At 58.1% G+C, this 25,487-nt stretch carries 22 protein-coding genes; 7 read left to right on the top strand and 15 right to left on the bottom strand.

Features of this window, described 5'->3' with window-relative positions; genetic code table 11:
- The first annotated feature begins 80 nt into the window (after nucleotides 1-80).
- Both AC5I5B_RS18740 and AC5I5B_RS18735 read left to right on the top strand, forming a co-directional pair.
- Nucleotides 81-548, top strand: a complete 468-nt coding sequence (locus AC5I5B_RS18740) for a DUF6538 domain-containing protein (protein ID WP_162695506.1) — start codon at nucleotides 81-83, stop codon at nucleotides 546-548.
- 215 nt (nucleotides 549-763) lie between these two features.
- Complete coding sequence (locus AC5I5B_RS18735) at nucleotides 764-1,729, top strand: hypothetical protein (protein ID WP_111834213.1); 966 nt, start codon at nucleotides 764-766, stop codon at nucleotides 1,727-1,729.
- A gap of 62 nt (nucleotides 1,730-1,791) precedes the next feature.
- Here AC5I5B_RS18735 and AC5I5B_RS18730 read toward each other — a convergent pair whose 3' ends face one another.
- The 9 genes from AC5I5B_RS18730 to AC5I5B_RS18690 all read right to left on the bottom strand — a co-directional run bounded on the left by AC5I5B_RS18730 (nucleotide 1,792) and on the right by AC5I5B_RS18690 (nucleotide 12,129).
- Nucleotides 1,792-2,781 carry a restriction endonuclease gene (locus tag AC5I5B_RS18730; RefSeq protein WP_111834212.1) on the bottom strand — a complete coding sequence of 330 codons (990 nt, stop codon included), beginning with the start codon at nucleotides 2,779-2,781 and terminating at the stop codon, nucleotides 1,792-1,794.
- 373 nt (nucleotides 2,782-3,154) lie between these two features.
- Nucleotides 3,155-4,864 (bottom strand): AIPR family protein, encoded by a 1,710-nt coding sequence (locus tag AC5I5B_RS18725; RefSeq protein ID WP_236775473.1) that lies wholly within the window; start codon nucleotides 4,862-4,864, stop codon nucleotides 3,155-3,157.
- Between the two features lie 175 nt (nucleotides 4,865-5,039).
- Nucleotides 5,040-5,969 carry a sugar phosphate isomerase/epimerase family protein gene (locus AC5I5B_RS18720; RefSeq protein ID WP_111834211.1) on the bottom strand — a complete coding sequence of 310 codons (930 nt, stop codon included), beginning with the start codon at nucleotides 5,967-5,969 and terminating at the stop codon, nucleotides 5,040-5,042.
- Nucleotides 5,970-6,024: 55 nt separating this feature from the next.
- Nucleotides 6,025-6,966: a sugar phosphate isomerase/epimerase family protein gene (locus tag AC5I5B_RS18715; RefSeq protein WP_111834210.1), complete on the bottom strand. Its 942-nt coding sequence runs from the start codon at nucleotides 6,964-6,966 to the stop codon at nucleotides 6,025-6,027.
- Between the two features lie 78 nt (nucleotides 6,967-7,044).
- A complete protein-coding gene (locus tag AC5I5B_RS18710) occupies nucleotides 7,045-8,217 on the bottom strand; it encodes a Gfo/Idh/MocA family protein (RefSeq protein ID WP_003506062.1) in 1,173 nt (390 codons plus the stop codon).
- 83 nt (nucleotides 8,218-8,300) lie between these two features.
- Nucleotides 8,301-9,203: a sugar phosphate isomerase/epimerase family protein gene (locus AC5I5B_RS18705; protein WP_495752777.1), complete on the bottom strand. Its 903-nt coding sequence runs from the start codon at nucleotides 9,201-9,203 to the stop codon at nucleotides 8,301-8,303.
- A gap of 23 nt (nucleotides 9,204-9,226) precedes the next feature.
- Nucleotides 9,227-10,045, bottom strand: coding sequence for an ATP-binding cassette domain-containing protein (locus AC5I5B_RS18700; RefSeq protein WP_111834208.1), 819 nt, complete (start codon nucleotides 10,043-10,045; stop codon nucleotides 9,227-9,229).
- 9 nt (nucleotides 10,046-10,054) lie between these two features.
- Nucleotides 10,055-11,059, bottom strand: coding sequence for an ABC transporter permease (locus AC5I5B_RS18695; protein ID WP_003506066.1), 1,005 nt, complete (start codon nucleotides 11,057-11,059; stop codon nucleotides 10,055-10,057).
- Between the two features lie 104 nt (nucleotides 11,060-11,163).
- Nucleotides 11,164-12,129: a substrate-binding domain-containing protein gene (locus AC5I5B_RS18690; RefSeq protein ID WP_003506067.1), complete on the bottom strand. Its 966-nt coding sequence runs from the start codon at nucleotides 12,127-12,129 to the stop codon at nucleotides 11,164-11,166.
- 148 nt (nucleotides 12,130-12,277) lie between these two features.
- Here AC5I5B_RS18690 and AC5I5B_RS18685 point away from each other — a divergent pair, with 148 nt between their 5' ends.
- Complete coding sequence (locus tag AC5I5B_RS18685) at nucleotides 12,278-13,318, top strand: LacI family DNA-binding transcriptional regulator (RefSeq protein WP_003506068.1); 1,041 nt, start codon at nucleotides 12,278-12,280, stop codon at nucleotides 13,316-13,318.
- 216 nt (nucleotides 13,319-13,534) lie between these two features.
- Here AC5I5B_RS18685 and AC5I5B_RS18680 read toward each other — a convergent pair whose 3' ends face one another.
- The 5 genes from AC5I5B_RS18680 to AC5I5B_RS18660 all read right to left on the bottom strand — a co-directional run bounded on the left by AC5I5B_RS18680 (nucleotide 13,535) and on the right by AC5I5B_RS18660 (nucleotide 18,426).
- Nucleotides 13,535-15,043, bottom strand: coding sequence for an HAL/PAL/TAL family ammonia-lyase (locus AC5I5B_RS18680; RefSeq protein ID WP_111834207.1), 1,509 nt, complete (start codon nucleotides 15,041-15,043; stop codon nucleotides 13,535-13,537).
- Nucleotides 15,036-15,866 (bottom strand): quaternary amine ABC transporter ATP-binding protein, encoded by an 831-nt coding sequence (locus AC5I5B_RS18675; RefSeq protein ID WP_003506071.1) that lies wholly within the window; start codon nucleotides 15,864-15,866, stop codon nucleotides 15,036-15,038. The genes AC5I5B_RS18680 and AC5I5B_RS18675 overlap by 8 nt, the downstream gene beginning before the upstream one ends.
- Nucleotides 15,859-16,716 (bottom strand): ABC transporter permease, encoded by an 858-nt coding sequence (locus tag AC5I5B_RS18670; protein WP_003506072.1) that lies wholly within the window; start codon nucleotides 16,714-16,716, stop codon nucleotides 15,859-15,861. The genes AC5I5B_RS18675 and AC5I5B_RS18670 overlap by 8 nt, the downstream gene beginning before the upstream one ends.
- Nucleotides 16,717-16,811: 95 nt before the next feature.
- Nucleotides 16,812-17,849 carry an ABC transporter substrate-binding protein gene (locus AC5I5B_RS18665; RefSeq protein WP_111834206.1) on the bottom strand — a complete coding sequence of 346 codons (1,038 nt, stop codon included), beginning with the start codon at nucleotides 17,847-17,849 and terminating at the stop codon, nucleotides 16,812-16,814.
- 91 nt (nucleotides 17,850-17,940) lie between these two features.
- The gene (locus tag AC5I5B_RS18660) at nucleotides 17,941-18,426 is read right to left on the bottom strand and encodes a hypothetical protein (RefSeq protein ID WP_236775525.1); all 486 of its coding nucleotides are present in this window, start codon (nucleotides 18,424-18,426) and stop codon (nucleotides 17,941-17,943) included.
- On the opposite strand from AC5I5B_RS18660, the gene hutC reads away from it, so the two are divergent.
- Nucleotides 18,413-19,153 carry a histidine utilization transcriptional repressor HutC gene (gene hutC / locus AC5I5B_RS18655; RefSeq protein WP_099087351.1) on the top strand — a complete coding sequence of 247 codons (741 nt, stop codon included), beginning with the start codon at nucleotides 18,413-18,415 and terminating at the stop codon, nucleotides 19,151-19,153. The genes AC5I5B_RS18660 and hutC overlap by 14 nt on opposite strands.
- Nucleotides 19,154-19,179: 26 nt before the next feature.
- Here the strand turns inward: hutC and AC5I5B_RS18650 are convergent, their stop codons facing one another.
- On the bottom strand, nucleotides 19,180-19,794 hold the full coding sequence (locus AC5I5B_RS18650; RefSeq protein WP_003506076.1) for a TetR/AcrR family transcriptional regulator: 615 nt from the start codon (nucleotides 19,792-19,794) through the stop codon (nucleotides 19,180-19,182).
- Between the two features lie 303 nt (nucleotides 19,795-20,097).
- Here AC5I5B_RS18650 and AC5I5B_RS18645 point away from each other — a divergent pair, with 303 nt between their 5' ends.
- The 3 genes from AC5I5B_RS18645 to AC5I5B_RS18635 are packed head-to-tail and all read left to right on the top strand — an operon-like array spanning nucleotide 20,098 to nucleotide 25,327.
- A complete protein-coding gene (locus tag AC5I5B_RS18645; RefSeq protein WP_099087348.1) occupies nucleotides 20,098-21,174 on the top strand; it encodes an efflux RND transporter periplasmic adaptor subunit in 1,077 nt (358 codons plus the stop codon).
- Entirely contained in the window at nucleotides 21,174-22,259 is a 1,086-nt protein-coding gene (locus AC5I5B_RS18640; protein ID WP_099087347.1) for an efflux RND transporter periplasmic adaptor subunit, read from the top strand. The genes AC5I5B_RS18645 and AC5I5B_RS18640 overlap by 1 nt, the downstream gene beginning before the upstream one ends.
- The gene (locus AC5I5B_RS18635; protein WP_020808555.1) at nucleotides 22,256-25,327 is read left to right on the top strand and encodes an efflux RND transporter permease subunit; all 3,072 of its coding nucleotides are present in this window, start codon (nucleotides 22,256-22,258) and stop codon (nucleotides 25,325-25,327) included. Before AC5I5B_RS18640 ends, AC5I5B_RS18635 begins: the two co-directional genes overlap by 4 nt.
- The last annotated feature ends 160 nt before the right edge of the window (nucleotides 25,328-25,487 follow it).

The following is a 25,487-nucleotide window of genomic DNA, read 5'->3' as shown; positions in this document are numbered from 1 at the left end:
AAAAAAGCCATTGAAAACGCTCAAGACATTGAGTTTTAAGGGATTTGCAACCGTCGCTTTGGTACACAAAGGCGGTCCACATGGTCCTGAGAATGTCACGCCCCACAAAGCACCCCACTACAGGTATTTATCAATTCCGAAAGCGCGTTCCGGAACATCTGATTCCCCTTGTCGGAAAGAAAGAGGAAAAGGTAAGCCTCGGCACACGCGATCCCCGAGAGGCCAAAATTGCGCATGCACGGATACTTGGGGAAACTGAGGCGCGATGGCGGCAACTATCTGTCGGCCAAATTTCCCTTTCCCAGAAGCAAGCGGTCGCCATGTCCGGGGAAATCTATCGAGCGATGATCGCCGAAAATGAGGATGATCCAGGAGCGCCTCACCTTCGAGAGGCATCGCTGATTGCCGATCATCTGCATCTTCGCCCGGAGAAAGTGAAGGTCTTCCAGTTGACCAAGGACGACGCGCTTTTCGAGCGAGTCATGGAAACATACAAGGTTCGCCGCAATGACCGAGCGATCAATGACTATCTTAATCGTCACGGCTAACCATGATCAACTACTGAGGTTGAAACCCTTCCATTTTTACACCAAGTTCAGAGCACGAACGATCTGCCCCGGTGTGTGAGAGCACCAATGGGGATCGGAAGGTTGTCCGTCGTAGAGCCAACTCGGGACTCAACACGCTCTCAGTGTTCCCGTTAAGAGCCAACTAGGCCACCCCCCAAACATTGTTGCAAACACGATCTAGGAAGGGCTCTCTGATGGAGTCACTGAACACTGTGGCCGATGTAGTTGGCACCATGGGCCACCACGCTGCGCCAACCTCTCACCCCGTATCAGGGAGCGACCAAACGGTCGTAACTTCCCAGGTACGCCTCGAAACCCCCGATCCCGATGAAGCGGTTACCGAGGTCCAGCAAGGCTCCTTGCAGCGGACAAAGGACGAATCCATCAAACTGTGGGAAATGGCGGACTATTACCGCGCCGACGTTAAAGCTGGTCGCCGCCGGAAAACGCGGAGAAAGCCGCGCATTCCGGACACAATCCTAGATGCCATCCGCAATAAGGAGCTAGACATCAACCGTGCAATCTCGATGCTCGGCGTTTCCCGGGCGCATTTGCACACAGCGCTCAAACGCAGGGCACCAAGTGATGAAAACGCTAACTCTGGTTTGGCTCTGCATTCGCCACAAGCGAATGAAACTCCGTCCAGCATGACTTCGAACGAAATTCCCAAAGGATCAAATAAAATGAAAGCCGTGCAGACCAGCAATGGCAGCGATCTTCGCGGCCGTCGCGGACCCGAGGCTGAGAAGATCGTCCGCGAAGCTGTGGCTAACTACTATCACGAACACAATGAGCTTCCCACGAGGAACTATCTGAAAATGCATCACCAGATCGGGCATGTCACGGCGGCGAAGTATTGGCCGAAATTGGAGGACCTCGGCATCACGACATCCAAAATGACGGTTTCAACAGCTTCTCATGAAGCTGTGCGCGACGGGCAGTCTACCCCCGACCCAGAACTCGTTCGAATGGTCTCTGAGCTGGTCTTCGGTGACGAACTTGTCGCTGGTACCTATCTGGACGAACGCGGTGATGTGTTGTGCGATCACGTTGAGCATGGTGACAGTGGATATCGTCTCTTTATTCGGGCTTGGAGAAAGCGAGAAGCCGACGTTGCACGTATCATTACTCTTGCTCAAGAACTACGGACGGCTTTGTAAAAATAGTTCCTAAATCGGGCGGAGATGTCACGTAGGTATACGTGACATCTCCGCCGGAATGCTCACGAACGAAGCTTGTCCAGCCACGTCCGCAATGTCCTTCTGTCGGCTGCCTCAACTGGATAGTTTCGAGCGGTGCGTACGGCCTCCGCGCCGGGGGACAGTGTTGACGTCGTGACAATCAGACCCGTTTCCGCATTCTCGTCGAGAACATCCGCATAGACCGCCTTAACCAGCGTTTTATCGATCTTTGCTTTCTGACGCTTACATTGCACCAAGATCATGGGCGGGCGTTCTGAGGAAGCATCGACAGGGTAGATTCGCAAGTCAACTCCTCCATCATTGCTACCCGGTCCCAGATGAACGCGAAAACCTTCACGTTCAAAAAACTCAGCGGTCAAGCCTTCAAATTTGCGCCAGTGCATTTGGTCGATCTTTTCGAAGTTCTGACTGAGGTAGTCGATATAGCGTTGGTCGAAGAACTTGCTGTGCTGCGTCTCCAGTCCAGCATTTTGAAACAACCCGTCTAGTTCCACGGTATCACGCCAATCGATGCTGCGTATCGAACCCCAAGCACTGCGGTGAAGGTCGCGCTGATAGCCAACGATAAACTCCATTGCCATCGTAGCGCCGTCGTTGCCGTGACGCTCGAACAATTCAAGCATAACCGGCGTCGGATCGATGAGGCCGCCATCTGCTTGCGTGTGTGCCAATTTAAGAAACCTTGTAAAGGTTTCCATCAGATCATCATAGATCGCCTTTTGTTGCGTGTTCTTCCGATACTTGTGGAACATCTCGATAGTGATAGAAATATTGCTGTCCGAGGGCGTATTCCCAAGGCGGTAGAGAAGTGTAACCACAGCCTCCTCCAGCGAACTAGAATGAATGCGACCACCGCCTGGGCCATTCGGATCGAGGATAATGCCGACATCGCCTTCGTCGCGCATAATCTCATAGAGTTCTTCTTCAGTGAGAACTATACCAGCTTTGTATCCAGCAATTTCCGTCAAGACGTCGATGAAAAACTCACGCGATCCCCAAATTTTGCCCAATGTATTTCCCCACTGTACTGATGGCTTTGCCCGCAAGCGCCTTGAATGGAAATCAATTTAATGACGAAGGTCTTCTCTAAGCCGAGTCCGCAAAATTCCCTAAGCGTTTTGTTTTAAAGGCGGCCTCCGTCCCATCCATCGACTAAGTTGACCATTAGCAATAGACAGGATACGACTGGCCACAAGATTGGTACACACAGCGCAAAGTTGACGGCTCGAAACCCCTTGTTTTCTGGGCTTTTTGGGATGAGAGGCGAGAGTCCCACCCTCTCCGCCATTTACGAATAATTCCCATGTCGTCTCGATTAGAAGGTCTTCGAGGAGGCGGCTATCGGGGCGGCAATGCCCGCGTTTTTTGCGCCGAGGCTTCCTGCTAAGCGAATGACGCATTTTCCTGCAATGCATCCACATTTGAAAGAATAGTAGCGGTTAGCGGCGGTGATTTCAGTAGATCCCGCGAGATGTCCGGATCAGGAATGGCTGCTGTGACCAAAGCGTTTAGTCGATCGAACCAGACACCTTCGTTTGCGGAAAATAAGCTATAAATGGCCTCGTTCTTTGTTTTGCAACCAAGATTTTTATAGTTCTCAGAGCAATATTTTGCAGCGGCACACATCAAATGCCAACGCAACTTAGAGTATCTGCCATCAAATTTCTTATTGGAAATAAGCATCTTTAGGCGATAGTGAGCAAAGCAAGCGGTGTAATAGGTTTCTTCTGGTGATCCCGGCTTGAAGACGTCGTTTAACAGTTCGCCCGTCAATCGATTTGGATAACGGCTTGCCAAATCCGGGCGCATCATTGTGATCGCAGCGTAGCACCTCGCCGTCTCTCGCACGTCAAATACCCTAACAGGCACAACATTTTCCGGTGCGTATTGCCCCTTTCTGCGCTCAAAATATAAGCGGTTCGTTTCAGAAGCACCTCGAGCATTAAAATATTGCTCAAGTTTTCTCAGTACATCAAGAGTCGATATAAATTGCGCATCTTCGACTTTTGACTGTCTGTTTGTTGCTCTTACTATGTCATCGATTACAGAGGGCTCATCTGCTTCAATAAGCTTCACCATGAGGCTAACACTCGCGTCGACCTTTTCATCTAGCGAGATCAAAACGTTAGAAGTCTGGCAGCCATTGACGATTTGAAAATCGCGTATGAAGATTTCCTGGCCTGCTGGTCGTACGCTGGACGCGACGATCGTTATTCCGTTATTCATCAAGCCAAAGCGCGACTTTTTGTCTGCTTCATCAAGGGTACTGGCAATTTCAGAATTGACGTCTGCATCAACCCCAAGGAAGTCTCTAACATTTTCTTCGAAGAGTTTTTTTCTCGGTGTTCCGTCTGCGCTTTTTAAGACGGTGTCTATGAAGTTTCGGGCCTGAACTGTCGCAACATAGGCGTTGTTTATATTTGGTGCAGCAGGAAAGGGTGCGTATCCGATAGTTGGGAGCCGCGCTTCGACTGGTCCATCAGCAGAGAGCCAAAGATCGTGAATAAAGTCTCTGTGACCTTTGACATATCGCGTGTCATGGGCATAGCCCAGCTTCTTTAGTGAGTTTTCTCCTATCGAAAATGCCGCATTTATCTCAGGAGCATCCGTATCCGGTGCCGCTGTCAAAAAATAGACGTGTAGATCAGGGAGGCCATTTTTTATTCGGCCTATGTTATCGAACACAGTTTTGAACATCGATCGAAATTCTGCAAGATGCGGTGCATGTGGCTGTGCAGGTTCATCCGAGAGAAGATCAACCACGGCGGCTATAAAGGAGTCTACCTCCATCTTGCTCCAAGAGGTTGATGATTTTACCTGTGTAAACACAACCGATACAGAATACTCGCGCCTTGAGCCGTCAAATATCTCGCTTAATTCGTCAAGAGACATTACGGCACGATCGTCAAGGTAAAGAAAAGCTCCGTCGATGCCCGGATCAGCGCCATCGTAGACAAGATCAGAAATTTCAACACTATCGCCAGTATATTTTGAGAAAATGCAATAATTTGCAAATGCTTCGAAATTCTTGCTGTCCGAATATGGCGCGCCGAAGTTCTGACAAAAGGTGTTGAAATATGATTTTGTTACCAAATGCAGAGTGCAGTGTCCTCATTGCGCAACGATTCAATTTAAGTTTATGCAGCATATGATTTTAGCGCAAGGGTTGTAAATATCGGGAGTGAGTAAAAATCTTGCCGTTTTGCGGGGAATCGCGTTGTCCCCGGAAGACAGAATGGACGTAACAAAGGCTATTTGCGGCTTGATATTAGAACCTACACTTGGCGAGAAACGCCCTGCTGGCCGCCAGATCATCCAGAATGCCGCCGGCATTGCGCGGATCGCGCTCCTGTTCGATGGTGATATAGCCGCCATAGCCGAGTTCCGTCAAAAGGCTGCGGATGGCCGGATAATCGATTGAGCCGCGACCGATCGGGCACATGACGCCTTTGGCGCAGGCGTCGAAGAAGCGGATACGTTCTCCCATAACCGCATCAAAAACCGTGGCGTCGATATCCTTGAAATGAATATAGTCGACACGATCCCAATAGCGGCGAAGCGTGGCGACGGGATCCATGCCGGAATAGGCCATATGGCCGGTATCGAGGCAGAGGCCGGCCAGATCTGCGGGAATGTCCTCAACGATCTGCTGCAACTCATCGGCAAATTCGATGTAGCCGCCGGCATGGGGATGGATGGTGGCGCGCACGCCGTATTTTTCACGGGCGAGCGTTGCGATGGCGCGGATGTTTTCCACCATGCCGTTCCAGGCGTTTCCATCGAGGCGCGGCGCGCGGTCGGAATGGCCGGCGGCATAGTCCCGCTCGTCATGTCCCCAGTCCATCACCGTCAGATAGGGGGCGGGAAAACGCTGGCCGGCATGGGTTTCGGGTTTTGGCAGGCGGGTGATCAACGCACAGATCTCGTCGGTCTGGCGCAACAGGTTGCGGCGGTTTTCCGGTGAGACCAGATCGTCGAAGATCGTACCGGCGACGATCTTCAGGTCGCGCTCATTGAGCGCCTGTGAAACCCGCTTGAGATCGAGCGGCAGATACCCGTAGGGGCCGAGTTCCAGACCGCCGAAACCGGCGGCCTTCGCCTCGCCCAGCACCTTTTCCCAATGGGGTAGATGGGGATTTTTGACGTCGTCGACGCCCCAGCAGCAGGGAGCGGTGGTGATGGTGATCTGGTTGGTCATGGCATCCTCGTGGCGCAATTGACGCCGGGCCGCCTTCTGCGGCCCGGAGCAGGTTTCAGCGGCTGATGGTGGCTTGCAGGGCGTCGATGGAGGACTGGATGCCTGCCTCGGTGGACATGGTGAAATCTTCCATTTCGAGGCTCACCCAGCCATTGTAACCGGCCATGCGCACGACGGAGAAGAACTCCTTCCACCATTGCAGGTCGCGGCCGGCGCCTACCGCCACATAGTTCCAGCTGCGGTTGGCGACGTCAGTCACCTCCTTCAGCTCCAGCAGACCGTTCACATCCGCCAGGCCGCGTTCGATGCGGGTGTCCTTGCCATGGCAATGGTGGATTACACCGCCCAGCGCACGGGCCGACGCGATGGGATCAGCCCCCATCCACATCAGATGCGACGGATCGAGATTCATGCCCACCGTCGGGCCGACTTCGTTGCGCAGGCGGAACAGGGTTTCCGGGTTCCAGACAAGCATGGCCGAGAAATTCTCGAGCGCATATTTTTCGACGCCAGCTTCTTTCGCGAGCTTCACGAGCCCATGCCAGAGGGGGAAAGCGCGATCTTCCCACTGGTAACGGTCGCGCTCTGGCATCTCGTTCGGCCAGCTCTTGGTGTAGACGAGCCAGTTCGGCACGGTATCGCCGGGCGCCGCCTCCGGCAGGCCGGACATGGTGACGATCTTTGTCACGCCGATTTCACCGGCGAGCCGAACGGTGTCCTGCATTTCCTTCAGGTGGCGCTTGCCCATATCGCCGGGATCGAGCGGGTTGGCGGAGCAATTGAGGGCGGCGATTTCGAGGCCGCGGGCCTCGATTTCCTTGAGCTTGGATTTGAGAAGCCCCTTGTTCGCCAGAAGTTCGTCCGCCCGGAAATGCGGGCCACTGGACCATCCGCCTCCGGTCATCTCGATGCCTTCGACGCCAAGCGCGACGCATTTGTCGAGCATATCTGTGAAGGACAGGTTCGCCATGACATCAGTACAAATCGCGAGTTTCATTGTGTTGTCTTTCCGAAAAATATGGGGACGCGCGTGAGGAGGAGGACGGGAGAGTGGTCCGGCGCGCCCCCGAACTGGTTATGCGAAGTCGACCCAGGCGGCGCCGGCATCGGCCGAGCGGACGCAGTTTTCCAGCCAGCGAACGCCTTCGGTGCCGGCCGTGATGCCGGGATAATGGTGGGTTTTCAGAAAGGCCCTGTCACCGCGATTTGCTGCGTCGATCGCCTGGGCGATCCAGAGGTAGATGTTCGACCAGCTGTCACCGAGGCCTTCGGTATGCAGCGCCCCCATACGATCGATGGCGAGGCTTTCCTGTTCCAGATAAGGCATGCCGTGGTGCAGGATGCGGCCGGGTTCGCCCTGAACCTCGTAGATCAGTTGGTCGGGGTGGGAATCAGACCATTCAAGCGAGGCCTTGGAGCCAACGAAGCGGTAACGCTGCGATCCCATATTGCCGGCATTGACGGAGGAGACCCAGAGGCGGCCGCGTGCGCCATTGTCATAGTGCATCAGAACGGTGGCGTGGTCTTCCAGCGGGGCGCGGGTGGGGATGAAGGCCTTACGGTCGCAGAGCAGCCGTTCCACCTTCATATGCGGCAGCACGACTTCCGAGAGATAATAAAGATGCGTGCCGATATCGCCCAGCACGAAGGTCGGGCCGGCGGTACGGGGATTGGTGCGCCATTTGACGGCCTCGCCCGCGCCCACATCGTCACCGGCATTGAAGCCGTGGGTATATTGCAGGTCAACGATACGGATGTCGCCCAGCATTCCCTTTTTGACCATGGCCGCCATCTGGTGGACGAGTGGATGGCCGGTAAAGCCATAGGTGACGCCGACAATCAGCCCCTTCTGTTCGGCGAGCCGCGCGACCTCGTCGCATTCGGTCACGGTGAAGAATAGCGGCTTTTCGCAGATGACATGCAGCCCGGCTTCAAGGCAGGCCTTGGTGATCTCGTAGTGGGTGAAATTGGGGGTGGCGATGGAGACGACATCAACACCGTCTTCACGCGCAGTCTCGCCGGCAATCAGCGCCTTGTAATCCGCATAGCAGCGTTCCGCCGCTACGCCGAGATTGACGCCGAAGTCTCTGCCCCTTTCGGCATCGAGGTCGAAGGCGCCCGCGACGAGCTGGTAGTTGCCGTCGCGCAGGGCGCCGGTGCGGTGTTTGTAACCTACCTGTCCCGTGCGTCCGCCGCCCACCATGGCCCAGCGCAGCGGGCGTGAAATCAGTCTTTCTCCGTTGATCATGTCAATCGCCTTTCAATTTGATGTTCCGAATGGTCTGTCGCTTGAGGCAAGGCCTGCCTCGTCATCAGCGCCGGTATGCCGCGTTATTTCTTGAAATAGAGGTCGATATAGTCCTGCATCTTGGCTCGCATGAACTTGCTCGATTCATCCGCCCTGTCCTCCCAGGCGAAGACGCAGGAGGTCATGATGCCGTCGAAACCGATTTCGGAGAGCGTGCCGAAGAAGTCGTCCCACGGCACTTCGCCCTGGCCGATATTCAGATGCTGATGCACTCGCGCCTGCGTGCCGGGCGGGTTGAGAATGTAGCGAAGCCCGGAACTGGCCTTGTGGTTGAAGGTATCGCCAACATGCACATGCGCCAGCACATCCTTGGCTTCCCGCAGCATCGCCTTGGTGTCGTCACCGAAATAGAAGGTATGCGGCGCGCAATAGAGGAATTTGACGTTTTTCGAATTGACGGTGCGGATGATGTCGAGCGCCGGCTGCAGCGTCTCGCACCAGTCTTCCGGATGCGGTTCGACATGCAGGCTGATGCCTTCGCGTTCGAAGATCGGCACCAGCTCTTCCATCGAGCGCCACCAGGCGTCCTCGCAGGCCTCGATCATCGAGCCGGTATGGCAGCAATAACAGGAGCCCTTGTCGGGATGCGGTCCACGGCCGAATTCGGAGTTCATCGTGTCGACCTCCAGTTCGATGGCGATCTCGATGGCGCGTTTCCAGTGTTTGACCGCCGCCTGCCGTTCGGTCTCGTCATTGGAGGCCCAGCGATACATTGGCAGCAGCGAGGCGATGCCGACATCGGCCTCCTTCAAAGCCTTCTTGAAGGACCGGATGCGCTCGGGAAACACACGCGGCGTCTTGAACCATTCGAGGAAATCGGCGCGCGGGCTGAGCTCGATCCAGTCGAAGCCGAGTTCCTTTACTTTGGCCGGGAGGGCTTCGAGGCTGCTAAAACGGTGCATGTGGGGGTCGATGGCGATTTTCATCGGTCTTGATCCTTCTCAATGTTTCAATTGGATAGCGGCGGCGGATGGTCGTCATGACCGGCCATGTAATTTTCCACCTCTGCGCTTAGATCGGCGAGCGCTTCACCACCGGCCATCAGATCAGTGATTTCCTCGCGGGATTTCTCGCCCTTGCGGAAGTTGGCGGCGACCGCGCCACGGATGAGCACGGCGAAATGGTCGCCGACTGCGATTGCGTGGGTGACCTGATGGGTGATGAAGATCACCGCGACCCCCCGCTTACGTGCTTCCAGCACGATGCGCAGAACGTGGGACGCCTGTTTCACGCCCAGCGCCGCCGTCGGCTCGTCAAGGATGAGAACACGTGCGCCAAAATGCACCGCGCGGGCGATGGCGAGCGATTGCCGTTCGCCGCCGGAGAGCCCGCCGATCAGGCGGTCGCCGTCATCGATGCGGGTGATACCGAATTCCTGCACGGCCTTGACGGCGATTTCATTGGCTTTCTTGCGGTCGTAAACCCGGAAGGGCCAGAAACCCTTGGTCGGTTCGGCGCCAACGAAGAAGGAGCGGCCGATGCTCATCAACGGAAAGGTTCCGCCGAACTGATGAACAGTGGAAATCCCCATGCGCTGTGCATCGCGCGGCCCGTCGAAATTGATCGGCTTTCCATCCATCAACAATTCGCCTGAGCTGGGCTGGTATACGCCAGCCAGCGTCTTGATCAGCGTGGATTTTCCAGCGCCATTGTCTCCCAGCAGGCAGAGCACTTCGCCCGCCCGCACCTTCAGCGAGATATCGTGCAGAACATCGATGGGGCCGAAGGATTTATTGACACTCTTAAGTTCGAGAATGGGTGTCGTCATCGTCCGTCCTCACTTCTTCTTCGGTGAATAGGTGAGCGCCATGACGCGGAAGGTGTTATTCATCAGCACCGCCAAGAGCAGCATGACGCCGATGATGAGGCTTGACCAGTTGCGGTCGAAGGCGGTGAAATAAATGCCCTGATTGACGATGGCGAAGGTGATGGTGCCGAGAAAAATGCCAATCACCGAACCGAAGCCGCCGGTCAGCAACACCCCGCCCACGACGACCGCGATGATGGAGTTGAAGATGAAGGTCATGCCCGCCGAGACTTGGGCGACATTGAACAATATGGCCTGACAGACGCCGACGAAGGAGGCGCTGACAGAGGAAAGGACGAAAAGCGTCACCGTCAACTTGTCGGTGGGAATGCCGGCGTTGCGAGCGCTCACGCGGTCGCCGCCCATGGCGAAGATCCAGTTTCCGAAGGGCGAATAATGGACATAGAAGACATAGATCGCCGTCAGCAGCAGCCACCAGATGATACTGACCTGAAAACTGCCGCCGATGAACTGTCCGAACAGGAATTTGGCGATTGGGCCGGATTGGGCCGGACTTAGCGCCACACTGGTCGTTCCAGTCAGCAGCACCGAAAAACCGAGGATCAGACCCTGCACGGCAAAGAGCGTGCCGAGCGTCACGATCAAGGATGGCACCACGGTTCTTATGACCAGAAAGCCATTGATCAGCCCGACAAGTACACCAAGGCAAAGCGCGCCGATGATGCCGAGCCAGATCGGCATGCCGTAATAACCGGAGATAATGGCGACCGTCAGCGCGCCGGCCGGGATCATTGCGCCGATGGAAATATCCAGCTCGCCGGAAATCATCAGCAACCCGACGGGAATGGCGACGATACCAAGATTGGCAGCGACATTCAGCCAGCTTGCGGCGCCGGCGGGTTTCAGAAATTCGATGCTGCCGAAGACAACAAAAAAGGCAAGAACAAAAACAAGGCCGAGAAAGGCGCCCGATTCCGGACGGCGCAAAAGGTCGCCCAACGAGAGATTTTTCACGTCGTTCACTCCACTATTAGTCAAAGGTTTCGAGGCGGTGTCCTTTGCCCGCCAGGTCCCGATCCCCGGTACGGCGGGGGTCGGGGCAGGGCGTGTCTCACCGCTCAGCGCGCACCCTTGGCGACGCCGGCAAGCGTGGCTTCGATGTTGGATTTGTCGACAATGCTCGGTCCGGTCAGCAGCGGGGCGGTCGGCAGATCGGTGCCGAAATCGATGGCCGAGGCCAGAAGCGTCACCGCCAGCAGCGATTGCAGATAGGGCTGCTGGTCAATTGCGAAACCCTGCGTTCCGTCCTTGATGCGGTCGAGGCCGGACTGGTTGAGATCGAAAGTGCCGAGCAGGGCGGTTTCGGTTTTGCCGGCCTGCATGACGCCGATGGCGGCCGAATCCGCGTCACCTGCCGAAATGGTAAGGACGCCGTCGATCTTGCCGTCCTGAAGCAGCGTGGCCTTAATCGCTTCGGCGACGGCGGTGGCATCGCCGAAGCTGGTGGCGGGAAGCGGCAGCTGCTTGCCGGTGCCGCCGGCCTTGGTGATGCCGTCAAGGACCCCTTTGCATCGTGCTTCGAGATTGGCGGCGCCAGGAACGGTGTTGACACAGATAACGTTCTTTTTGCCCTGCCTGGCGAAATATTCGCCGCCGGCCACACCGGCCAGATATTCATCGGAGCCGACATAATTGATCGCGCCAAGTTCCCTGGCCTTCTCGTGCCCCCCGGCATTCATGAGAATGACCTTGATGCCGGCATTCATGGCTTCCCGGATCGCTGGGTCCTCGCCTTCCGGAACCCAGTTCGGAATGACGAGGCCGTCGACCTTCTGACTGATGGCGGTCTGGATCAGCTGCACCACATCGGGTGCAAAGTTGTCGTAGGTTTGCAGGCGGAGATAGTTGACCTTGCCACCATTCGCCTCGACCACGAGGCGTGCGTCGTCGACACCTTTTTTGATGAGGTTCCAGAACGCATCGTCATTCTTGCCGCCGACAACGGCGATATTGGCCGCAAACGCACCGGATGCCATCACAAGCGACGCAGCGCCCGCGACCAGAAATTTCCTGAAAAATGCCATTGTTTCCTCCCTGCCCATTCTCCCAACGGGCCCTCATGATGGGATGATTTATATCTTTCATTTTCATAAGAATGGAATTTATATTTCATTTAATGTTGCATTTCGTATCATTATATGTCATTCAGGAATGATAGGATTGTGAGGCGCCATGAACCGACCGACCATCACCGATCTTGCGAAGGCCGCGGGCGTCAGCATCTCCACTGTGAACCGGCTGCTGCACGGTTCGACCGCCGTGCGACAGGATACGATCGACCAGATTCTCAAGGCGGCGGAGGAAATCGGTTTTTATGGTCTCGGCACCATCAAGGACCGTCGTCGCGAGGCTATGCCTCACCACAGGCTCGGCTTTCTGATGCAGCAATCCCACCGGCCGCTCTATCGGCTTTGGGCGGAAGGGATCATTGCCGCCGCACGCCAGCGGCCGGATAGCATTATCGAGCCGGACGTTGTTTTCGAGGACGATCTTTCGCCGGAGGCCGTCTCCGCCAATCTCCTGAAGATGGGGCAATCCTGCAGCGCAATCGCGGTGGTGACGGCCGACCACCCGCTTGTCAGCCAGGCGATCGACGAACTGCGGGGCAGGGGCGTTCCCGTGGTGACTTATGTGTCCGATCTGTCCGCGGCGAGCCGGGCGGGCTTTGTCGGGACCGATAGCTGGAAACGCGGCCGCACGGCGGCGTGGTTCCTTAGCCAGACGGTGAAGGGCGAGGGAACGGTCGTGCCGCTGATTGGCAGCAATCGTTACCAGTGTCAGGATGTTTCTGATGCGAGTTTTCGCTCCTATATGCGGGAGAACACCCCCGAACTTCAGGTCGCGGAAACGCTGCTGACCCACGAGGAGCCGGAAAATGCCTATGTCATCGTTCGGGACATGATTGCTGCCGAACACGGGCTCAGGGGGATTTATGTCAATGGCGGCGGCATATCTGGTGTTCTGCGCGCACTTCGAGAACTGCCTGTCGAGCGGCAGCGCGGCATAAAAATCATCTGTAACGATATCGGTCCGGAAACGCGCAAGGGCCTCAACGAAGGGCTGATCACCGCATCGCTGCCGCTTCCCCTCGACAGGATGCCGCAGCAGTTGATCGACGTAATGTTACGGCGCATCGAAAACGGTGGTTCGTCCTCCGTCGAACAGCGGATTGTGCCCTTCGAAATCCTGACACCCGAAAGCATCTGGACCTAGCTCGGCATGCTCACCGGAATTTGGAGGCTCATCCGGGCAAGATCGTCCACGGGCTTTCGGCAAAAGCGCACAGCATGATGACTGGACGGAGCGTCGCCTCGAGGCGGCTCCGCACCATGTCGCCAGCGCGATTGCGGAAACCGTTCTCATCGCCCACAAGACCGGCAGAGAGTAACCTCTTTCACATCCTGTTCAGCCAGATTTCTACCGCAGCAGTCAACCCGCGTCGGCGCGTATCCCTGCATGCGTGGTCTGCAGTATTTCCCGCGCAGCAGCCACCAAGTTGTTGAGCGGCCGGTCGTCACGGTAAAAGGGCACTGTCGTCCGGATACGCTGGTGGAGCGTATCGGTGCCGGGTGCACGGCCGGCTTTGTCTGGTTGCATGTCGTAAGCCTGCGCCGCGCTCATGATCTCGATCGCCAGAATGGTTTCCAGATTGCCGATAATCGAAAGTGTCTTGTCGGCAGCGGCGGTGGCATGAGTGAGTATGTCCTCCTGCAGAGCGGAGGTGATGCCGCCATCGAGGCTGGCGGGAACGGCAAGGCGGCGATTTTCTGCGGCAAGCGCTGCGGCCGTGTACTGGATGATCATGAAACCGGAACAGACACCGTCACTTTCTGCCAGAAAGGCAGGCAGCCCGCTGACAAGCGGGTTGACGAGCCGGTCGATACGGCGCTCGGAAATCGCGGCAAGTTCGGCTGCGGCCGTTGCCAGCCCATCCATGGCAAGCCCGAGTGCCGCGCCAACTGCATGGGCCTGGGAATGGACCTCGGGCGCCTGCGGCGTGCCGGTGACAACAGGATTATCCGTGACGCTCGCAAGCTCGCGGTTCACGACGTCGGCGATCTGCGCGACGCTATCCCGAACGGCGCCGTGCACCTGCGGCACGGCGCGCAGGCTGAGCGGATCCTGCGTGCGCGATCCGGCCGACCGGGCAAGAAGCGGGCTTCCGGCCAGGAGTTGGCGCAGGTTCGCGCCGACGGTCTGGATGCCGGGCGAGGCGCGTAGCGCAAGCGGCTCTGCGGCGAAGGGGTCCGCCTGTGCGCCAAGATTTTCATAGCTCATAGCAGCTGCCGCATCGGCCCAGTCGATAAGGGAAGTGGTGCGGGCAAGTGCGAGGCTGGCGAGACCGGTGGCGCAGGGTGTGCCGTTGACGAGACTCAGCCCTTCCTTTGCCTGCAGGACCATGGGTTCGAGGCCGAGCTTTTCCAGCCCTTGTCTGCCGCTGATCAATTCGCTCCCGTGGCGGGCCTGGCCCTCGCCGATCAGCAGGAGGCCTATGGCCGCGGCATGGGTGAGGTAACCCACCGACCCCTTCGAGGGAATGACGGGAAGAATATCGCCATTCAGCAGGGCCAGCAGCGCTTCAACCGTTTTGACCTGCACGCCGGAGTAACCATGCGCGAAGTTGTTGATCTGGGCAGCCATGATGGCGCGCGTTTCTTCGCGCCCGAGCGGTTCTCCGACGCCGCAGGAATGGCTGAGCAGGATGTTTCGGGAGAGGGCCTGCTGTTGCGGAATATCCACGATCACATCGCAGAGCGCACCGACACCCGTATTGATGCCATAACCGCGCACGCGTTTTTCAACGAGCGCATCGACGATGGCGCGGGCCTTGGCGATGCGCCGCCACGCCGTATCCGACAGGGAAAGCGTCGCACCCTTTGCGACGGCGGCGATCTCTTGCCAGGTAAGGGGACGATCAATGGTGACCGTATCAGCCATGCTGGGCTTCCCCCGCACCTGCGCGGCGCTCCACGAAACGGGCGACATAGTCGTTTGCGGGGCTGTTGAGGATCTGGTCCGGTGTTCCCACCTGCACCAGTTTTCCGTCCTTCAGGATCGCGATCTGCGCCCCGATGCGGAGCGCCTCGTCAAGATCGTGGGTGATGAAGACGATGGTCTTGTGCAGGTTCTTTTCGAGCTGCAGCAACTGGTCCTGCATGTCGGCGCGGATCAGCGGATCGAGCGCCGAAAAGGCCTCGTCCATCAGGATGACGTCGGTATCGGCCGCCAGCGCGCGGGCGAGACCCACGCGCTGTTTCATGCCGCCGGAAAGCTGGTGGGGAAACTTGTCCTCGTAGCCTGAAAGGCCGACAGTCTCGATCCACTTCATGCCGATGGGCCGTGCGTCGGCCTTGGTCAGCCCGCGCACGCGCTGGCCATAAACGACGTTCTGCAAGACGGTGCGGTGCGGCATCAGGCCGAAATTCTGGAACACCATGCTGACGCGCCGGTTGCGGAAATCCCGCAGCTCCTTCGCCTTGAGGGCGAGAACATTGTCGTCTCCGACGAGAATCTCGCCGCTCGTCGGCTCGATAAGACGGTTGATGTGGCGCACCAGCGTCGACTTGCCGGAGCCGGAGAGGCCCATGATCACGAAAATGCGGCCGCCCGCTATATCGAGGCTGACATTGTCGAGGCCGACGCTGCATCCCGTCTTCGCCAGGATTTCGCTCTTTTCCGCGCCCTGCTGCGCCATGGCGAGCGCAGCCTTCCAGTTGCCGCCGAAAATCTTGGACACGTTACGGATATGGATATCAGTCATTGCCCATTTCCTTCCGGCTGGATCGGCCAAAACCCTGGGTGATACGATCGAGCACGATTGCGAGAATAACGATGCCGAGACCCGCTTCGAGGCCCTTGCCGACATCAAGCGTCTGGATGCCGTTCAGCACCTGTTCGCCAAGACCGCGCGCACCGATCATCGAGGCGACGACGACCATGGAGAGCGCCATCATGATCGTCTGGTTGAGACCGGCCATGATCGTAGGTGTGGCAAGCGGCAATTCGACGCCGAAAAGGATCTGTCTCGGGCTGCCGCCAAAAGCGGTCGCCGCTTCCACCACTTCCCGGTCCACCTGCCGGATGCCGAGATCGGTCAGGCGGATCAACGGCGGCACGGCATAAACGATGGTGGCAAGTACGGCCGGAACCTTGCCGAGGCCGAACAGCATGATGGCGGGGATGAGATACACGAAGCTTGGCATGGTCTGCATCACATCGAGGATCGGCAGGGTGATACGCCGGGCCCATTCGCTTTTGGCAAGCAGGATACCCATGGGCACGCCGATGACGATGGAGATGAGGCTGGCAATCAGCATCAGCGCCAGCGTCTGCATCGTCAGATCCCAGAGGCCGAGCGCACCGACGATGAAAAGCATCACCGCCACCATGATGACGAGCGAAATCTTTTTCGCCGCGAACCAGGCGAGCACCAGGAAGACCAGAAAAATGACCCACCACGGCAGACCGCGCAGCGCCCATTCCACGAAGAGGATCGCCTGCAGGATCGTCTGTGAGATCGCCTTGAAAAGGTAGCCGTAGTTTACCACCAGCGAGCGCACGATCTCATTGATCGGGCCGCGGATGGAAATATGGAAAACTTCAGGAAACATTGGTGTCGTCCTCGCGCCTGCCGACCCCATTTCCGGGAGCCGGCCCCTGTCCTGACGGGAAAATGCGCGCCGGAAGTCCGGCGCGCCTGCGATGTTTACTTAACGGCGGCTTCGATACGCGCCTTGGCATCCGCAGAAACCCAGCTGCTCCAGATATCGGCCTTGGTCTGAAGGAAGGTCTTGGCGGCGGCTGTCGCATCGACCTGCTTGTCCGTCATGTAGGCGAGGCTGGCGTTGATTTCCGTCAGCGGGAAGGTCGCTTTTTCAAGGATCGCGATGATCTCAGGCGCTTCCTTGGCAAAGGTGCTGTTCACGCCATAGGCCACCTCGACGGAGGGGAAGGCGCAACCGGCGTCGCGCTTTCCATCCGCGCTTGTCAGTTCCTTCCAGCAGGCGTCGCTATAGGCCGGCTCCTGCAGCTGGACGAGCTTGTATTTGCCCATGATTGCCGTGGGGCTCCAGTAGTAGAACAGCATCGGCTCGCCCTGGAGATAAGCGGCGGCAATTGCGGCGTCGAGCGCAGTGCCGGTGCCGGGGCGGAAGTTCACATAGTTTGCTTCCAGCTTGTATGCCTGCAGCTTGGCGGTGTTGACGCCTTCGCAGGTCCAGCCCGACGGGCAATTGAGGAAGCGGCCCTTGGTAGGCTCTTCCGGGTCCTTGAACAATTCGACGATCTTCGGATCGGAAAGCTGGTCGACGCTCTTCAGGTCCGGAGCCTTGGCTTCGATGCCTTTTGCGGGGTCGCCCTTGATCAGATATTCCGGCACGAACCAGCCTTCGGCGGCGCCGACGAAGGTCTTGCCAACTGACGTGACCTGGCCTGCTTCCGCAGCCTTGTTCCAGACGTCGGAGCGGCCGATCCATTCTTCAGCGAAGATCTGCACGTCATTATTGGCGGTTGCCCGTTCCAGCGTCACGGAGTTGCCGGGAATGGAATCGACCTTGCAATCATAGCCCTTGGAAAGGATTTCCTTCATGACTTCGGTGATGAAAGCGCCGCTTTCCCAGTCGATGCCGGCGAAGGTGATGGTCTTTCCTGCGCTGCAATAGCCCTCCGCCTTGGCCGCGCCTGCGGACGCTCCCACGATGAGCGCGGTGGTGGCCAGCGCGATTTTCAGTTTTGAATTCAGCATTGCATTCCCCTTTTGGTTTGATGATTGGCAATTTGCTGGCATGCGTGAGACGGGCGTGCCCTGGGCAGGTGTTTGCCCCTGAGCCCGGCGGTCATTGGTGCATTTCATATCCCGTCGAAATCGGCGGCCGGGCGCTCATCGAATCAATATGGAATTCGATGTCCACCTCGAAGCGGTGTGTCGGAAGTTCACTATACAACTTTGGGAAATTCGTATGGGGTGCGCGTATCGGCGACTTTGGGTCGAACGCGCCTGCGGCTGGCCGGTTCTGAAAAGGATGAGCTTTCAGCGCATATTGCCCAAGCGAGCCTTCAAATACAGCTTTAGCTCCGGCATGGCAGCTGCTGCCCTTGCGCTGAGCGGGCATTTGAATATCGCTCCGACCGTCGGCGGGAGACTTGCGGCTGCCAGAGATCGAGTCTTCGCTCGCCATTATTTTCCCCTCAAGTTGTATATGTAACTTCACATATTTGCGAAAGACAAGCAAGATAGGATGTGATAATTTTGTGCTTGCGCGGATTCTGGCTGCGTTTTGTGCAGTCGCCCGATTTTTAGGAGTTTTAATGCTGCCCGTCATCGAAAGCGAGTTTTCTGTCTCGGGCGATCGCTCCTCCCTGCCGCTGTATGAGCGGGTGAAGGAACAGATCAAGGAAAAGATCGCCAGCGGAGAGTGGTTGACGAACCACAGGATACCCTCAGAAAACGAGATGGTCGACATGCTGGGTGTCAGCCGCATGACGGCAAACCGCGCCTTGCGGGAGCTGGCAACCGAGGGGGTGATTGTTCGCGTGCAGGGGCGCGGGTCTTTCGTCGCTCCTAAAAAGCGCAGCGCCGGCATGATGGGCGTGCGCAACATCGCCGACGAGATCAAGGAGCGCGGTTCAACCCATCGGCCAAGCCTGATCCTCGCCCAGACGGAAGTTTGCGGTCCGGATCTCGCAACGGCGCTCGAGATCACCGTGGGAGCGAAAGTTTTCCACTCCATCATCGTGCACCATGAAGATGACGTGCCGATCCAGCTCGAAGATCGCTTCGTCAATGCGGAGATCGCTCCGGATTATCTGATGCAGGATTTCAATACGCTCACGCCGAATGCCTATCTGACGGCGGCGGCACCTATTTCCCGGACCGAGCAGTTCATCGAGGCGGCGTCGCCCCAGCCCTGGGAATGCAAGCTGATGGCCATCAGCCGAAACGAGCCCTGCCTTCTCGTGCGCCGCAGAACCTGGTCGTCGAGCCGTGCCGTCACGTCCGTGCGGCTGCTCTATCCCGGTTCCCGATACCGGCTTGAAAGTCAGGAATAGAGGTCTGCAGCCGCGTGCAGTGATGCCTATGCCAGCAGCCCGCGCATGATCAGTTCGAGATGAATCTTCAGAACGGCCTGCCTGTCTAAAATGCGCCGGTCGTTGAAAATCAGCCGAAACACCAATGTTCCGACCATGGGCGACATCACGACCTTGGCGAGTTCGGGGGGATTGGCCCTGAACCTTTTTTTCGCCACGCCTTCCTCGAGGATCGTATTGATGCGCTCGAAGACCGGCGCCATCAACGTGTCATGATGCTGGTCGATGAGATCGGGGAATTTTGCGCCTTCCGCAAGGATGAGGCGGAACAGTTCCCGCATTTTCTTGTTGTCGACGAGTGCGTCGAACATGAATTCCAGTAACAGGCGCAGCTCCTCGACGGGGTCGTCGGATGTATGCGCATAGGCCTTGAACGCTTCCTGGAATGGCTGGGAGGCGTGCTTGACCATTGCCTCGAAGAGCGCCTCCTTGGTTTCGAAATAGACGTAGACCGTTCCTTTCGTCACACCCACCCGTTCCGCGATGTCTTCTACCCGTGTCGCGGTAAATCCCCTTTTGGTGAATTCCTCGAATGCGGCATCGAGAATTTGCAACGGACGTTGTATCTTCTGTTCAGCACGTGTCAGTTTTGCTTTCGCCATGGCCCCGGATTCCTTTGTTTTTTCGGCGCGTGCCCTTCTGTCCGTCGCGATAGGCGGAAATGAGAGATGGTTTGCCTATAGCACCGGCGCAAAAACCGGAATGGATTTTTGTGAAGGCGCGCGCATGCTTCAATATGCCGGAACATTGCCGATGCGCCCGCAAGGATATGCCGGACGAAGTGGAATGATCATTCGGGAGGCTGGCCCGATGTTCCGGAAAGATCCCGATCGGCGGCATAAGAATTTCATTGACTATTCAGTCAGTCAAATATTATAGGATGAGGCGAAGATCAAGAGGTCACCATGAAAACCATCCTTATCGCGGCGGCGCTTGGCGGCATTTTCGCCCTGTCGTCCTGCAGCAATGAAGAGCCGCCTGCCGAAAAGCCGCTGCGCACCGTCGGCGTGGTCGCGGCTGAGAAGAAGCCCGTCGATCGCGGCAGCGTCATAACGGGTGAAGTGAGGGCAAGGGTCCAGACGGACCTGTCTTTCCGGGTCAGCGGCAAGATCACCGAGCGGCTGGTGGATGTGGGTACACGGGTCAAGACCGGGCAATTGCTTGCCCGCATGGATCCTGAAGAGCAAAAGGCCGATCTCGATGTTGCGCTCGCCAACCTGCAATCCGCAGAAGCGCAGCAGACGCAGGCGCAATTGACGTTCGACCGTCAGCAAAGCCTGTTCAGGACGCAGGTGACCTCGCGTTCAGCGGTCGACAAGGCCCAGGAAACCCTGCTGACGACGCAGGGCGCGGTGAGATCGGCGCAGGCGCAGCTCGACACGGCACGGGATGCCTTGTCCTACACTGAACTCAGGGCCGATGCGGACGGCGTGATCACGGCGCGCAACGTCGAAGTCGGCCAGGTGGCGCAGGCCGCCCAGCTTATCTTCACGCTGGCGCATGACGGACCGCGCGATGCGGTCTTCGATGTCTATGAATCCCTGTTTCTCGAGCGCGACATCGACAATCTCGTCAATGTCAGCCTCCTGTCGGATCCCACCCGCAGCGTTGCGGCGCCAGTGCGGGAGATTTCTCCGACGATCGACCCCGACAATGGAACGATCAGGGTCAAGGTGGGTCTGAACGGTGATCTGACCATGCCGCTCGGGGCGCCTGTATCCGGCCATTTCCGCTTCAAGCAGGTCGATGCGATTGAGCTTCCGTGGTCGGCGATGACGTCGCAGGACGGCTTTCCCGCCGTCTGGGTGGTCGATCCGCAATCCTCGGAAATCGCCATGCGGCGCGTCGAGGTCGCTGACTACGAGACCGGTCAATTCGTCATCGCGCAAGGACTTAATCCCGGCGATCTCGTTGTCACCGTCGGGACCAAATTTCTCCGCACCGGTGAAAAAGTCGCCTATGAAAAGGGGCAGGCACAATAATGTCCAGTATATACAGAAGCTTGTTTTTGTTGGCTGTGGCGATTGCGGTCTCCTCCTGCGAGGAGAAGCAGGAAGCCGCCGCCGAGGCGCCGCGTCCGGTGCTTTCCGTCGTCGTGGAAGAGAAGCCCGCCGATGCGCTGCGGCTGACCGGCACGGTGGAATCGCGTATTCAGACCGATCTCGGTTTTCGTGTTCTCGGTCGGATCATCGCCCGCAATGTCGATGTGGCCGATCTGGTCAAGAAAGGCGACGTGGTCGCGTCGATCGATCCGCTGGCGCTCGAGCTTGCGGTGAAGAGTGCGCAATCCGATCTTTCCAATGCGGAAGCGCAGCTGGCCAACGCGGTCACGACGGAACAGCGTCAGCGCGTGCTGGCTGAAGCCCGCAGCGGCACGGAAGCCGCACTGGAAGAAGCCGAACAGGCAACACGCACCGCCAACGCCGCCGTCGCCAAGGCCCGCGCCAATCTGGACAAGGCCGAGGAGCAGCTGGGTTATGCGCAGCTGCATGCGGAATTTGACGGCGTGGTGACGGCAACCTCAGGCGAAATCGGTCAGGTTGTTTCGGCCGGCCAAACGGTCGTGACGATTGCCCGGCCGGAAGTGCGCGATGTGGTGGTCGATGTTCCGCAATTTGCGGCGCAGCGGCTCGAGATCGGTTCCGCCTTCGAGATCGCCCTGCAGCTTGACCCGAAAATCCGCACCACCGGCGTGGTGCGCGAGATCGCTCCGGAAGCCGAAACGGCAACGCGCACGCGCCGCACGAAGATCAGCCTGCAGGATGCGCCGCCGGCATTCAGGCTGGGTTCCGTCGTCACGGCCTCGGTGCTTGCCGCATCCGAACCGCAGATCATGCTTCCCGCATCAGCCCTGCTGAAAACAGATAGTGGGTGGGGTGTCTGGATCGTCAATGCCGACAAGGCAACGGTGACGTTGCGCCCTGTCACGATAGAAGGTGAGCCGACTGAGGGCGGCAGCGTGCGTATCACCGACGGCGTCAAGCCCGGCGAGCGCGTCGCTAGCGCCGGTGTTCACAAGCTCAAGGATGGACAGGCCATCAGGATCGATCAGGAGGTCCGTCAGTGAAGAAATTCAATCTCTCCGACTGGGCGCTCGAACACCGTTCGCTCGTCTGGTACTTCATGCTGGTCTTCGTTCTCGCCGGCGTTTTCTCCTATCTCAACCTCGGCCGTGAGGAAGATCCGAACTTCACCATCAAGACGATGGTGATCAGCGCGCAATGGCCCGGCGCTTCCGCGGAGGAAGTGGCCCGGCAGGTGACCGACCGGATCGAGAAGAAGCTCGAGGAGCTCGACAATCTCGACCATCTGCGCAGCCAGACGGTGGCTGGCCGCACCACAATCTTCGTGGAACTGGTGCCGGAAACCAAGGCACGCAATGTCGAACCGACCTGGGTGCGGGTGCGCAACATGATCGGCGACATCAAGGGGGAGTTTCCCTCCGGCGTGGTCGGCCCCTTCTTCAATGACCGTTTCGGAGATGTCTATGGCAATATCTACGCCTTCACCAGCGATGGTCTCAGCCAGCGGCAATTGCGCGACCTGGTGGAGGATGCCCGTGCAAAGGTGCTGACCGTCGACAATATCGGCAAGGTCGATGTCATCGGCGCGCAGGACGAGACGATCTATCTGGAGTTCTCCACGCGGCAGATCGCAGCCCTCGGCATCGATCAACAGTCGATCATCAAGACGCTGCAATCCCAGAACGCCGTCACGCAATCCGGCTTCGTTAATGCCGGGCCTGAGCGTGTGGCGCTGCGCGTCAGCGGCCAGTTCACCTCTGAAGACAGCCTGCGGTCCATCAATCTGCGGGTCAACAACCGGTTCTTCCCGCTGACGGAAGTGGCGACGATCAGGCGCGGTTATGTCGATCCGCCGTCATCGCTGTTCCGTTTTAACGGCCAGCCGGCTATCGGCCTTGCGATCGGCATGAAAACCGGCGCGAACCTGCTGCATTTCGGCGAGGCGCTGGATGCACAGATGAAGCGTGTGGTGGCGGATCTGCCTGTTGGTGTCGATGTGCATCGTGTGTCCGATCAGCCGGCCGTGGTCGATGAAGCGGTCTCCGGCTTCACCTCGGCGCTGTTCGAGGCGATTGCAATCGTTCTCGTCATAAGCTTCATCAGCCTTGGCCTCAGAGCTGGCATGGTGGTTGCCGTTTCCATTCCGCTCGTGCTGGCGATCACCTTCGTCTACATGGAATACACAGGCATTTCGCTGCAACGTATCTCGCTCGGCGCCCTTATCATTGCGCTCGGGCTTCTCGTCGACGATGCGATGATTGCCGTCGAGATGATGGTCGCGCGGCTCGAGGTCGGAGACGATCTCAGAAAAGCGGCGACCTATGTTTACACCTCCACCGCTTTCCCGATGCTGACGGGCACGCTGGTCACCGTGGCAGGCTTCATTCCGGTCGGTCTCAACAACTCCGCGGCGGGTGAATTCACCTTCACGCTTTTTGTGGTGATCGCCGTTTCGCTCATCGTATCGTGGATCGTCGCCGTCCTGTTCACGCCGCTTCTCGGCGTCACGATCCTGCCGAAGACGATGAAATCGCACCATGAAAAGAAGGGCCGGTTCGCCTCCGCCTTTTCCTGGCTCCTCGGGCGGGCGCTGCGCTGGCGCTGGGTGACGATCATCCTCACCATTGCCCTCTTCGGCCTTTCCGTCGGCGGCATGAGCCTCGTGCAGCAGCAGTTCTTCCCGTCATCCGACCGTGTGGAGTTGATCGTCGACTGGAACCTGCCGCAGAACAGCTCGATTGCCGAAACCAACCGGCAGATGGCGCAGTTCGAGCAGGAAATGCTGGCGAAAAATACGGATATCGACCATTGGACGACCTATGTCGGCGAAGGCGCACCGCGTTTCATCCTGTCCTTCGACGTGCAGACACCTGACGTCACCTTCGGCCAGACGGTCATCGTCACCAAGGGGCTGGATGTGCGCGACAAGGTGCGTGCCGAGCTGCAGGATTATCTGGACCGGACATTCATCGGCACCGACGCCTTCGTGAAATTGCTCGATATCGGTCCTCCCGTCGGGAAACCGGTCCAATATCGCCTGAGCGGTCCTGATATCCAGAAGGTCCGCGAACTCGGTCAGCAATTGTCCGGTATCGTCGGTGAACATCAGCTGCTCTCGAACCTCGTGATGGACTGGAACGAGCCGACGCGCGTGGTGAAGGTCGATGTCATCCAGGACAAGGCCCGGCAGCTCGGCGTCTCCTCGGAAGATATCGCCAATGCCATGAACAGCATTGTCGAGGGTTCTACCGTGACCCAGGTCAGGGACGATATTTACCTCGTCAACGTGGTGGCGCGCGCGCAACTGGCAGAGCGGGGGTCCATCGAGACGTTGCAGAACCTGCAATTGCCGGCGACGAACGGCAAGGCCGTGCCGCTCTCGGCGATTGCCAATTTCCGCTACGAACTGGAGCAGCCGACCATCTGGCGTCGTGACAGGATCCCGACAGTCACCGTCAAGGCCGCGATTATCGGCCCAACACAGCCAGCCACGATCGTGGAGCAGCTGAAGCCGAAACTCGAGGCTTTCGAGAAGACGCTTCCCGTCGGTTACAAGATGGAAGTCGGTGGCTCCGTGGAATCCAGCGCGGATTCGCAGGCTCCGATCGTTGCCGTGGTGCCCTTGATGCTGTTTGCGATGGCGACGATCCTGATGGTTCAGCTGCAAAGCTTCAGCCGGCTGTTCCTGGTCTTCGCCGTTGCGCCGACGGCCTTGATCGGCGTCGTGGTGGCGCTGCTCTTCTCCAATGCGCCGATGGGCTTTGTCGCCATTCTCGGCGTGCTGGCGCTGATCGGTATCCTGATCCGCAACTCGGTCATTCTGGTGGTGCAGATCGAGCATCTGAGAAGCGAAGGGGTCTCGGCATGGCATGCCGTCATCGAGGCGACCGAGCACCGCATGCGGCCGATCATGCTGACGGCGGCGGCCGCCACCCTTGCCCTCATCCCCATCTCCCGGGAGATATTCTGGGGTCCGATGGCCTATGCGATGATGGGCGGCATCGTGGTGGGTACGGCGCTCACGCTGCTTTTCCTCCCCGCGCTCTATGTCGCTTGGTTCCGCATTCCGCGTGAGGATGACAAGCCGGAGGGAACAGAAATCAAGGCGTGACATCGGTGCGGGGCGAGGGTACGGCGTCGTTGTCCCCTCGCTCCAACAAAAATATCCACCGTCGTTGTTCCCGCGGTCAGGATAATGTTAGGAAGGTCGGCTTAGCTGCGAGAGCGGCGGCCGTCCTTTTGCGTTTGGACGGTTGTCTGGTTTTGCGTTG

It is taken from the genome of Agrobacterium sp. (assembly GCF_059499945.1).
This window is presented reverse-complemented; position numbering and strand designations above follow the sequence as displayed.

Bases quoted from the DNA above. Each gene is read 5' to 3' on its own strand.
- AC5I5B_RS18740 (WP_162695506.1), top strand. From the start codon at position 81: ATGGTCCTGAGAATGTCACGCCCCACAAAGCACCCCACTACAGGTATT.
- AC5I5B_RS18735 (WP_111834213.1), top strand. From the start codon at position 764: ATGGAGTCACTGAACACTGTGGCCGATGTAGTTGGCACCATGGGCCAC.
- AC5I5B_RS18720 (WP_111834211.1), bottom strand. From the start codon at position 5,969: ATGACCAACCAGATCACCATCACCACCGCTCCCTGCTGCTGGGGCGTC.
- AC5I5B_RS18715 (WP_111834210.1), bottom strand. From the start codon at position 6,966: ATGAAACTCGCGATTTGTACTGATGTCATGGCGAACCTGTCCTTCACA.
- AC5I5B_RS18710 (WP_003506062.1), bottom strand. From the start codon at position 8,217: ATGATCAACGGAGAAAGACTGATTTCACGCCCGCTGCGCTGGGCCATG.
- AC5I5B_RS18705 (WP_495752777.1), bottom strand. From the start codon at position 9,203: ATGAAAATCGCCATCGACCCCCACATGCACCGTTTTAGCAGCCTCGAA.
- AC5I5B_RS18700 (WP_111834208.1), bottom strand. From the start codon at position 10,045: ATGACGACACCCATTCTCGAACTTAAGAGTGTCAATAAATCCTTCGGC.
- AC5I5B_RS18690 (WP_003506067.1), bottom strand. From the start codon at position 12,129: ATGGCATTTTTCAGGAAATTTCTGGTCGCGGGCGCTGCGTCGCTTGTG.
- AC5I5B_RS18685 (WP_003506068.1), top strand. From the start codon at position 12,278: ATGAACCGACCGACCATCACCGATCTTGCGAAGGCCGCGGGCGTCAGC.
- AC5I5B_RS18680 (WP_111834207.1), bottom strand. From the start codon at position 15,043: ATGGCTGATACGGTCACCATTGATCGTCCCCTTACCTGGCAAGAGATC.
- AC5I5B_RS18675 (WP_003506071.1), bottom strand. From the start codon at position 15,866: ATGACTGATATCCATATCCGTAACGTGTCCAAGATTTTCGGCGGCAAC.
- AC5I5B_RS18670 (WP_003506072.1), bottom strand. From the start codon at position 16,716: ATGTTTCCTGAAGTTTTCCATATTTCCATCCGCGGCCCGATCAATGAG.
- AC5I5B_RS18665 (WP_111834206.1), bottom strand. From the start codon at position 17,849: ATGCTGAATTCAAAACTGAAAATCGCGCTGGCCACCACCGCGCTCATC.
- hutC (WP_099087351.1), top strand. From the start codon at position 18,413: ATGCTGCCCGTCATCGAAAGCGAGTTTTCTGTCTCGGGCGATCGCTCC.
- AC5I5B_RS18660 (WP_236775525.1), bottom strand. From the start codon at position 18,426: ATGACGGGCAGCATTAAAACTCCTAAAAATCGGGCGACTGCACAAAAC.
- AC5I5B_RS18650 (WP_003506076.1), bottom strand. From the start codon at position 19,794: ATGGCGAAAGCAAAACTGACACGTGCTGAACAGAAGATACAACGTCCG.
- AC5I5B_RS18645 (WP_099087348.1), top strand. From the start codon at position 20,098: ATGAAAACCATCCTTATCGCGGCGGCGCTTGGCGGCATTTTCGCCCTG.
- AC5I5B_RS18640 (WP_099087347.1), top strand. From the start codon at position 21,174: ATGTCCAGTATATACAGAAGCTTGTTTTTGTTGGCTGTGGCGATTGCG.